This window comes from Bifidobacterium jacchi (genome assembly GCF_009078285.1).
GTDB lineage: Bacteria > Actinomycetota > Actinomycetes > Actinomycetales > Bifidobacteriaceae > Bifidobacterium > Bifidobacterium jacchi.
In genome coordinates this window covers 1-8,720 of sequence record NZ_RQSP01000025.1, presented here as the reverse complement: position 1 = coordinate 8,720, position 8,720 = coordinate 1, and the positions used below count along the sequence as shown (strand labels likewise).

The window sequence follows — 8,720 nt, the reverse complement described above, 5'->3', positions numbered from 1 at the left end:
GCGGCCGCTTGTGGTGCGGCCGCTCACTTCGCCTACGAACAGTCCGCTGGACTGTTCGTTTGACGGCTCAGCATGGCCGATTTTCTTTCTCAGTTCGAGTACGAATTGTGGGGTTGGCATGGAGGTCCTACCTTTCCGGCTTCAGTTGCGGGAGGCGGCGGCCTGGTCGGCCATCCACGCCTCGACGTCGTCGGGCTGCTTGGGAATGCCGGCGGAAATCCATTCAGGGCCGTTCTCGGTCATCAGCACGTCGTCCTCGATGCGAATGCCGATGCCGCGATATTCCGGCGGGATAAGCAGATCATCCTCGCGGAAGTAGAGGCCCGGTTCGATGGTGAAGATCATGCCGGGCGTGATCTTCGCACCCTGATACGACTCGTAACGAGCCTGCGCGCAATCGTGCACGTCAAGACCGAGATGATGCGCCACGCCACAGGCCAGCCAACGACGATGCTGCTGGCCTTCGGGGGAGAGGGACTCCTCGACGCCGACCGGCAGCAGTCCCCACTCGTGCAGACGCTCGGCGATCACCCGCATGCATGCATGATGGATGTCCGAATACGTGGCGCCTGGCTTGGCCGCCTCGAATCCGGCCTGCTGCGAATCGAACACCGCCTGATAGAGACGACGCTGGAAATCAGTGAACTTGCCGTTGGTCGGGAACGTGCGCGTGATGTCGGCCGTATACAGACTGTTGACCTCCACACCGGCGTCGATGAGCAGCAGATCGCCACGGCGCACCACGCCCGTGTTGCGCATCCAATGCAGAATCGGCGCGTGCTCGCCGGACGCGATGATCGTGTCGTAGCCGAGCGCATTGCCCTCCTCACGCGCCACCGCGTTGAACGCACCTTCGAGAATGCGTTCCGAACGCGGCTTGTCGAGCGCCTCGGGGAGCTTGGAGAGAATATGGTCGAATCCGTGCTTCGTGGCGGCCACGGCCTTGCGCATCTCGCCGATCTCGTATCTATCCTTGACCATGCGGGCCTCGGCAGCGAACTCGTGCAGCTTGTCGTCATCGGCGCTGTTGTTGTCGGGATCCGTGTAGCCGTTCGCCTCGCGAATCGACTCGACCAGCGCCGTGACCTGCGGATCGGCATCCGCGATCACGCGTACGCGCACCGCACCCGTTTCGGCTCCGACATCCTTGGACAGCGCATCCGCCAGCTGGGCGATGTCATGCGTCTCGATGCCGGTCATCGCCGTCATCTCCTTGAGACCGGCGCGCGGGCCCACCCAATACTCGCCATAGTGGGCGTTCATGAAGAAGTCCTGGGTGGAATAGTCGGCGCGCGGCGCGACGAACAGTTCGGGAGTGTGCGTGACGCCGCGCTTCGCCTCATCCGAATCGGGATCGACCGGATTGAGCACCAGCACGGCACCCGCCTCGTAATCCTGACCAAGACCCGTGTAGTAGGCGAACGTGGTGTCCGGACGGAACATGTAGTCGCAGTCGTTGTTACGCACCTTGGGCTGGCCTGCGGGAATCACCAGACGCTCGCCAGGGAAGCGCCGACCGAGCGCCGCAAGACGGGCCGGCGTGTACTTCGAGGACTCAAGCGGCTCGACATCGGGCTCGCTGGAATCCCAGCCGGTCTTCATGAAGTCGATGAACGCCTCGGAGCGCGGACGCAGCGACCGGTTGTTCACACGGTCGCTCATCGCCTGATCGTCGCCGGGGGCGCTCGCCGCCTCCTGTGCCTCGTATTCCTTGTCTTTGTCGGTGATGACTTCGCCCATGTGCGTGCTCCTTATGCGATGCGCTGATGCTGTGGTCGCATGCCGGTGACCGCTGTCGCTGAGCGACGCCCGCCGCCGACAATGCCGTTCCCATCCTAGTCGCTTATGCAAGGTCGGCGTGCACCGGCCTTGCATAAGCCTTATCGGCATCAAGTGCATCTGCAACTACAGCGTCGACAGCAGCGATCGGCACATCGAGCGGAATTCGCTGACGTAGCCGCCGCCGAAGAACACGCAGTGGCCGGCGATCGGATACAGCTGCCAGAGCGTCATGCGCTCCTGCCAGCCCGCCTTGAGCGGATGCACCGACATGTAGCCGTCCATGATCTCGGTCAGATACGACATGCCGAACAGGTGCAGCATCGCAAGATCCTCCTCACGATGCCCGCCATGCGCGGCCGGATCGATCAGCACCGCCTCGCAATGCCCGCGATCCGCAGTCCACATCACGTTGCCGCTCCACAGATCGCCGTGCACGCGTGCCGGTTTGTCGTCGCCGGCGCGTCCGAGCAGTGTCGGCAGCGCGTCGATGATTCGTCTGGTCGTGTCAAGATCGCCCTGCGTCAGCTCGCCGCGTCGGATGCCAAGCTCGACCATCGGCAGCAGACGGCCCTGTGCGAAATAATCGGCCGCGTTCGCCCACGTGCCGGTGTCCATCGGCACCGGGTCCTGAAGCGGGCCGAAATAGCAGGTGCCGTCGTAGCCCTCGGGAGCCGAGCCGAAATAGTCGGCGCCGGCGTCGTGCATGCGCGCGAGGGCGGCGCCGAAGTCGTGCGCCGCCTTCGCGGTCGGATAGGAGGGTTTGACGCGTTCTATGTCCAGATGGTCGTCGCCCCAGCCTTCGACCTCGACCACGCGCGGGCCGCCAACGGCCTGCGCCTTGCCAAGCCACTGAAGGCCACGGCCCTCGCATTCGAAGAATCCCTGCGGCGCCCATGCGCGCGATTTGCGATAGATGTCCATTGCCGTTCCTTTGCTGCCGTTCCTTTTCCGTTGCCGCCATTGTGTCCATTTAGCGAGACAACGGCATGGATTGGCGTATTCTTGGAGTGCGTCGGGTACGCTGGTCTCGCTGAACGGCAACCCGTGCCGATCACACATGATCATCCAAGGAATCGTACAAGAGGAATCATGAACTTCTTCCAAGCCATTATTCTGGGGCTTGTGCAGGCCCTGACCGAGTATCTGCCCGTGTCGTCGAGCGCGCATATCCGCATCATCGGCGATCTGATGATCGGGTCGGATCCGGGCGCCGCGTTCACCGCGATCATCCAGATTGGTACGGAGCTGGCCGTGCTGCTGTATTTCCGGCGCGACATCGTTCGCATCCTCTCGCATTGGTTCGGATGCCTGTTCGGGCGTAACGGCTCCGATCTGCGGCATCGCATGGGCAAAGGCGACAAGGACGCGCTGCTCGGCTGGTACATCATCATCGGCACGCTGCCGATCGTGATCGCCGGTCTGGTGTTCAAGCACGCGATCGAATCGACATTGCGCAATCTGTGGATCACCGTCGCCGTGCTGCTGATCTTCGGTGTGCTGCTGTGGATCGTCGATGATCGCTCCCGGCAGATCAAGCGCATCGACGACATGAACGTCAAGGAGGCCGCCATCTTCGGCATCGGCCAGATGCTGGCGCTCATTCCCGGCGTGTCGCGTTCCGGCGGCACGATCACCTTCGGCCGCGCGATGGGCTACACGCGAGAGGCCGCGGTTCGCGTCGCCTTCCTGATGGCCATTCCCGCGGTGTTCGGCGCGGGCATACTGGAGGCGGTTTCCGCGATCAAGGACTATGCGGCGGGAGACCTCGCCGGCACGCCGTTCCCGGGCTGGGGGCCGACCATTGCGGCGACGATCGTGTCCTTCCTTGTGGGATACATCGTCATCATCGGATTCCTCAAGTTCGTTTCCACGTTCTCCTACAAGGCGTTTGCGATCTACCGCATCGGGCTGGCCGTGGTCGTGGCGATCCTGCTGCTGACCGGCGCGCTCGCCCCCTATGAGCCGGCCTCCGTCGCGGCGGCGCTCGCCTGAGACGCGGGCATGTGACGGGCCGCAATCAGGCCTACGAAGCGGGACTGAGGGGTAGTGAATTCGTCAATGAATTTCTGACACAGGCCACTAGCACGGCGTGCCGTTGGCCATGCCGCGCAGAAACTCCTCCGTCTCGCGTACGAGCTGCTCGGCCTGAGGGGCACCGGGGGCGGCGCTTTTCGCCGCAGCGGCATCGGCGTCATACTGGCGTTCCAGCCGCTGCACGTGCTGTCTGACCGTTTCGCTGCACTCGGTCAGCAGCGTCGCTCGCTGGGCCCACAGCCTCGCCTTCTGTGGCAGGCACCCCTCATCGAGCGGATGGGCGATCAGTTCCGAGACGGCTCTCGTCAGTTCCAGACTGCCTTGGGCGCATGGCAGATCGCCGAGGTACTGCGGAATCGACACCCACATCGAAGTGGTGCGGTATCCGTCGTCGGCCGCCATCGAATCGAGCACGGTGGGTATGCCGACGGGCCCGCTGTATTCTCGATCCTGCTCGCACTGGCACGATCCCTCGCTGATGCTGACCGGCAACGGTCTGGTATGCGGGCACGGGGCGAACATCGACCCCAGTGTGACGATGCGGTCCACATCAAGCTCCGCCGCGATGTTGAGCGTCTGACGGCAGTATGACATCCATCGGTAGTTCGGCTCAGGCGCGATCTGCGCATACATGCGGACGCCGCCGTCGAGCATGATCTCGTAGAACGTGGTCTGCGGCCAGACGATGCGTGCCCGCCCTGTGACATGGCAGATCACCGGACGGACCGACTGGTAGTCGTAGTATCCGTCGCAGGTGATGCGTCGCACCTCGCGACACTCATATGTGGACGTCAGATGCCTGATGACGTCGCTCGCGGCCTGCGCGGCATCGTTCCAGCCTTCGAACGCGGCGAGCATGACGGTCTCCGGCCGCTTCGCTTCCTCACTCATATTTACCAATGTAACGGTTTTGCCGTCGCCGGTTACGGCTTATGCCGCTGGTGGAATCCGCTGCTGTTTGCTTGTGTCGAGCTGTCCGCCCACATGCCGTGCCTGTTGAATCCCTGATGGCGCGGATGGCGCGGATGGCGCGAAGGATGGCGCGACACGCTGGGGTTGCGTTTTTCGAGAGGTTGCGTATAGTAGTCATTCGTGCTTGGACGGCAGCAATGCCGTTGACACAGTGCGGACATAGCTTAGTTGGTAAAGCGCAACCTTGCCAAGGTTGAGACCGCGGGTCCGAGTCCCGTTGTCCGCTCTAAGGTCCCAAGAGTTGACGACCTTACGGTGGGTTAGCCAAGCGGTTAGGCAGCGGCCTGCAAAGCCGTATAGACGAGTTCGACTCTCGTACCCACCTCTCCGGATGAGCGCGGCTCAGATGGCAGACCGGGCGGTTGGCGCAGAGGTAGCGCACTTCCCTGACACGGAAGGGGTCACAAGTTCGAATCTTGTATCGCCCACTCGACATAACTGCATACGGGTGATTGGCGCAGCGGCTAGCGCACTTCCTTCACACGGAAGGGGTCGTAGGTTCGATTCCTACATCACCCACTGATCCTCTGCTTCTCACGGCGGAGGATTATTGCGGACATAGCTTAGTTGGTAAAGCGCAACCTTGCCAAGGTTGAGACCGCGGGTCCGAGTCCCGTTGTCCGCTCTCATGCGAAAGCCCCGGAAGGGGCTTTTTGTTTTTCGTCTTGTTTCCCGGCCATTGCGGCCATTGCGCAGGTTCTTCTCGCGGTTTCCTCTCATAAATGGCCGATGATTGTGAGCCGATGATTGCCGATGATTGCGATGATTGCGAGCATTGCTTGCGCCGCGGCGAACGCGTCGCGCAAACCGTGCCATGCCCTGTGCCCAGCCGATTCGGCAAACGTCTCATCGCAGTCGTCCCAATGCCGTTCCCAGCGTTCTCCCCAATGTCGTACACCCAACCTATCGTGTCGCATGTTGGTTACCAGTCCAGGCCTGCACATTGGTAACGCGGGCCCCGATAGCAAAGGACACATCATGGCGCAAGGCTCCATCTCCATCACGGTCAACGACGAAGCAAAGGAGGTGGAAGCCACCACCACCGGCGTCGAGCTGTTTGCCGACGACAAGAACATCATCGCCGTACGTCTCAACGGCGAACTGCGTGATCTGTACACGCCGCTCCAGGACGGCGACACGGTCGAACCCGTCGCCCTTGACAGCGAGGATGGTCTGGGCATCATGCGGCATTCCGCCACGCATGTCATGGCCCAGGCGGTTCAGGAGCTGTTCCCGAATGCGAAGCTCGGCGTAGGTCCGATCATCAAGGACGGCTTCTACTACGATTTCCAGGTCGATCAGCCGTTCACCCCGGACGATCTCAAGAAGATCGAGCAGCACATGCAGCGGATCGTCAAGTCCGCGCAGTCGTTCCGCCGCCGCGTGGTGAACGAGGACGAGGCCCTTGCCGAAGAGGCCGATCAGCCGTTCAAGATCGAGCTCATCAAGGACAAGGAGGCGCATCTCGATCCGTCGACCGCCACCGAGATCTCCGGCAAGGAGCTGAGCTTCTACGACAACGTCGACCGTGACGGCAACGTCGTGTGGAAGGATCTGTGCCGCGGTCCGCACCTGCCGAACACCCGCTTCATCAAGGCGTTCAAGATCGAACGCTCCGCGGCCGCCTACTGGCGCGGCAGCGAGAAGAACCCGACCATGCAGCGCATCTACGGCACCGCGTGGGCCACCAAGGAGGATCTCAAGGCGTATCAGACCCGTCTTGAGGAGGCCGCCAAGCGCGACCACCGCAAGCTGGGCGCCGAAATGGATCTGTTCTCCTTCCCCGAGGAGATCGGACCGGGCCTTGCCGTGTTCCATCCGAAGGGCGCCGCCGTCATCAACGCGATGGAGGACTACTCGCGCAAGCTGCACCGCAAGTACCACTACAGCTTCGTGCAGACCCCGCACATCACCAAGGGCGGTCTGTATGAGACCTCCGGCCACCTGCACTGGTACAAGGACTCGATGTATCCGGCCATGCGACTGGACGAGGAGCGCGACGCCGACGGCAACATCACCAAGCAGGGCTTCGACTACTACTTGAAGCCGATGAACTGCCCGATGCACAACCTCATCTTCAAGTCGCGCCAGCGCTCCTACCGCGAGCTGCCGCTGCGCCTGTTCGAGTTCGGCACCGTGTATCGCTACGAGAAGTCCGGCGAGGTGCATGGTCTGACCCGCGTGCGTGGTCTGACGCAGGACGACTCCCACATCTACTGCACCCGCGAGCAGATGAAGGGCGAGCTGACGAATCTGCTGACCTTCGTGCTCAACATGCTCAAGGACTTCGGCCTGTCCGATTTCTATCTGGAGCTGTCCACCAAGGATCCGAACAAGTACGTCGGTTCCGACGAGATCTGGGAGGAGGCCACCAATACGCTTCGTGAGGTCGCCGAGGCATCCCACCTCGACCTCGTGGCCGATCCGGGTGGCGCCGCGTTCTACGGACCGAAGATCTCCGTGCAGGCGCGTGACGCGATCGGCCGCACCTGGCAGGTGTCGACCATCCAGCTTGATTTCAACCTTCCGGAGCGATTCAAGCTGGAGTACATCGCCGCCGACGGCACGCATCAGCGTCCGGTGATGATCCACCGCGCGCTCTTCGGCTCCGTCGAGCGTTTCTTCGCCGTGCTGCTCGAACATTACGCCGGCGCGTTCCCGGTGTGGCTCGCCCCGGTGCAGGTGACCGGCATTCCGGTCGCCGACGAATTCGCTCCTCATCTCAAGAGCTTCGTGGAGTCGCTTGAGGAGGACGAGGTCCGCTGCGAGATCGACTGGTCCGATGATCGTTTCGGCAAGAAGATCCGCAACGCGTCCAAGTCGAAGGTGCCGTTCACGATCATCGTCGGCGGCGAGGATGTCGAGAACAACGCGGTCAGCTTCCGCTTCCGCGATGGCAGCCAGCGCAACGGCGTGCCGGTGGACGAGGCCAAGGCCGACATCCTTGCGATCATCGCCAACCATGCGCAGGTCAACAGCGCCGAGGACTTCGACGCCGCACTGGCCAACGCCTGAGCCGCGAGCCGCAAGTCGCGAGCCGCGAGCCGCAAGTCAGACTGACGTCTGTTCGCGATAACGCGATCCTGACGCAATATCGGGGCGATCCCGGTAGGGTGGTCGGCAGTACGGCTGCGGCGGACAAGGGCCGTCGTGCATATGCGCTATGCATCATGCACGACGGCCCTTGTCGTATGCGGATTCGCGTGATGTTCAGCTGCGATCCCAGCTGCGATTCGAGGAAATCCAAGAAATTCGATAATCCAGATATCCAGATAATTCAGATAATCCGGATAATCCGGATAGTTCAGAAAAGCCGGGAAACCGATGGAATAGAGCGCTTGCAAAGCTTGCAAAGCGAATGCGATCCCGCCATCGGCGCCCATCAATGGCGCCCATCGCCGCATTCGGCATTTACAACGTTTTCACCTGCATGTCACCTGAACATATCCTGTGATGCCCGGTGAGCCGTGGGACGCAACGCGAAACGAGCCCGCTTTTGCGTTCCATCCCACGAAACCACGGCAAATCGTGGGATGCAATGAAGAAATCCCCGTGAATCGCGTCCCATCCCACTGATCCGTGGGACGCAGCGCAGATTGAGGCCATTATTGCGTTGCGTCCCACGAAATCATGGCAGATCGTGGGACGCAATGCGGAACTAGCCCGATTTTGCGTTCCGTCCCACCGGGCATCACTCCAAACCAGCCACGTCACGGATGCCACGCCAGAGAACCGCCATTTTCCAACGTTTTCACCTGCATGCCACCTGAACATATTCTGTGATGCCCGGTGACTCGTGGGACGCAACGCGAAACGAGCCCGCTTTTGCGTTCCATCCCACGAAATCATGGCAGATCGTGGGATGCAATGCGGAAATCCCCGTGAATCGCGTTCCGTCCCACTGATCCGTGAAGTGGCCTGATTTTTGTTCC

7 protein-coding genes and 5 tRNA genes are annotated in these 8,720 nt (G+C 61.8%); 7 read left to right on the top strand and 5 right to left on the bottom strand.

Annotation, left to right across the window (positions count from 1 at the left end; genetic code table 11):
- Positions 1-141: 141 nt before the first annotated feature.
- Positions 142-1,740: an aminopeptidase P family protein gene (locus tag EHS19_RS07335; RefSeq protein WP_151917117.1), complete on the bottom strand. Its 1,599-nt coding sequence runs from the start codon at positions 1,738-1,740 to the stop codon at positions 142-144.
- Between the two features lie 165 nt (positions 1,741-1,905).
- Entirely contained in the window at positions 1,906-2,703 is a 798-nt protein-coding gene (locus EHS19_RS07330; protein ID WP_151917116.1) for a fructosamine kinase family protein, read from the bottom strand.
- A 168-nt stretch (positions 2,704-2,871) separates the two neighbouring features.
- Between EHS19_RS07330 and EHS19_RS07325 the strand changes: the two genes are divergently transcribed.
- Positions 2,872-3,774 (top strand): undecaprenyl-diphosphate phosphatase, encoded by a 903-nt coding sequence (locus tag EHS19_RS07325; protein ID WP_151917115.1) that lies wholly within the window; start codon positions 2,872-2,874, stop codon positions 3,772-3,774.
- 87 nt (positions 3,775-3,861) lie between these two features.
- Here the strand turns inward: EHS19_RS07325 and EHS19_RS07320 are convergent, their stop codons facing one another.
- Positions 3,862-4,707 carry a PAC2 family protein gene (locus tag EHS19_RS07320; protein WP_175578367.1) on the bottom strand — a complete coding sequence of 282 codons (846 nt, stop codon included), beginning with the start codon at positions 4,705-4,707 and terminating at the stop codon, positions 3,862-3,864.
- Positions 4,708-4,941: 234 nt separating this feature from the next.
- On the opposite strand from EHS19_RS07320, the gene EHS19_RS07315 reads away from it, so the two are divergent.
- The 6 genes from EHS19_RS07315 (at position 4,942) to thrS (ending at position 7,803) form a co-directional block, all read left to right on the top strand.
- Positions 4,942-5,014, top strand: a tRNA-Gly gene (locus EHS19_RS07315).
- Positions 5,015-5,042: 28 nt separating this feature from the next.
- Positions 5,043-5,113, top strand: a tRNA-Cys gene (locus EHS19_RS07310).
- 31 nt (positions 5,114-5,144) lie between these two features.
- Positions 5,145-5,216: transfer RNA gene (locus EHS19_RS07305), tRNA-Val, on the top strand.
- An 18-nt stretch (positions 5,217-5,234) separates the two neighbouring features.
- Positions 5,235-5,307, top strand: a tRNA-Val gene (locus EHS19_RS07300).
- 33 nt (positions 5,308-5,340) lie between these two features.
- Positions 5,341-5,413 (top strand) — tRNA-Gly (locus tag EHS19_RS07295).
- A 353-nt stretch (positions 5,414-5,766) separates the two neighbouring features.
- Positions 5,767-7,803: a threonine--tRNA ligase gene (thrS, locus tag EHS19_RS07290; RefSeq protein ID WP_151917114.1), complete on the top strand. Its 2,037-nt coding sequence runs from the start codon at positions 5,767-5,769 to the stop codon at positions 7,801-7,803.
- Positions 7,804-7,949: 146 nt separating this feature from the next.
- Here thrS and EHS19_RS07285 read toward each other — a convergent pair whose 3' ends face one another.
- A complete protein-coding gene (locus EHS19_RS07285) occupies positions 7,950-8,171 on the bottom strand; it encodes a hypothetical protein (RefSeq protein ID WP_151917113.1) in 222 nt (73 codons plus the stop codon).
- Between the two features lie 368 nt (positions 8,172-8,539).
- Positions 8,540-8,720 (bottom strand): hypothetical protein (locus tag EHS19_RS11055; protein ID WP_206666336.1); only part of this gene is annotated, 181 nt, incomplete at its 5' end.

Coding starts and splice junctions, on each gene's coding strand:
- EHS19_RS07325 (WP_151917115.1), top strand. CDS start 2,872: ATGAACTTCTTCCAAGCCATTATTCTGGGGCTTGTGCAGGCCCTGACC.
- EHS19_RS07285 (WP_151917113.1), bottom strand. CDS start 8,171: ATGGGCGCCGATGGCGGGATCGCATTCGCTTTGCAAGCTTTGCAAGCG.
- thrS (WP_151917114.1), top strand. CDS start 5,767: ATGGCGCAAGGCTCCATCTCCATCACGGTCAACGACGAAGCAAAGGAG.
- EHS19_RS07320 (WP_175578367.1), bottom strand. CDS start 4,707: ATGAGTGAGGAAGCGAAGCGGCCGGAGACCGTCATGCTCGCCGCGTTC.
- EHS19_RS07335 (WP_151917117.1), bottom strand. CDS start 1,740: ATGGGCGAAGTCATCACCGACAAAGACAAGGAATACGAGGCACAGGAG.
- EHS19_RS07330 (WP_151917116.1), bottom strand. CDS start 2,703: ATGGACATCTATCGCAAATCGCGCGCATGGGCGCCGCAGGGATTCTTC.